Source organism: Kroppenstedtia guangzhouensis (assembly GCF_014637345.1).
Lineage (GTDB): Bacteria > Bacillota > Bacilli > Thermoactinomycetales > DSM-45169 > Kroppenstedtia > Kroppenstedtia guangzhouensis.
Window position 1 is genome coordinate 1 of sequence record NZ_BMEX01000077.1, and the last position, 666, is coordinate 666.

The 666-nt window shown below is 61.7% G+C and carries 1 protein-coding gene; it reads left to right on the forward strand.

The window, feature by feature from the left end:
* Positions 1-666, forward strand: a 666-nt coding sequence (locus IEV46_RS17870) for an AMP-binding protein (RefSeq protein WP_188433980.1), incomplete at both ends; no start/stop codon positions are given.

The window sequence follows — 666 nt, forward strand, 5'->3', positions numbered from 1 at the left end:
TTGATTCTGCTGCCCAAAGAGGAGGTGTTGAATGTCCGTCGTCTGGCTCAAGTGATTCGTGAGGAGAGGATCACCCTCACATTTATCACCTCCTCCCTGTTCAACGCCTTGGTCGATTGGGATGTGAATGCCCTCCAAGGCATGCGCAAGGTGCTCTTCGGCGGGGAACAAGCCTCAAGCAAACACGTGAAGAAAGCCCTGGCGGTGTTGGGGGAACACCGGTTGATCAACGGTTATGGTCCGACGGAGACCACCGTGTTTGCCTGCACCCACTCGGTGGACCGGCGGGTGGAGGGGCAGCGGACGATCCCGATCGGGAAACCCCTGTCCAACACCACATGCTATGTGCTGGACCGTCAGGGTCGTCCCCAACCGATCGGGGTACCGGGGGAACTGTGGATCGGGGGCGACGGAGTGGCCCGAGGCTACCTGAACCGCCCGGAATTGACGGCGGAGCGGTTTGTGGAGAATCCCTTGGTGCCGGGAGAGCGTCTGTACCGGAGCGGGGACCTGGTCCGGTGGTTGCCGGGAGGAGAGCTGGAGTACCTGGGACGGATCGATGACCAAGTGAAGATCCGGGGTCACCGGATTGAGCCGGGGGAGGTCGAGGCGTGCCTTCTGAAGCACCCGTCAGTGCGGGAAGCAGTACTGATCCCCCGCAAGTCC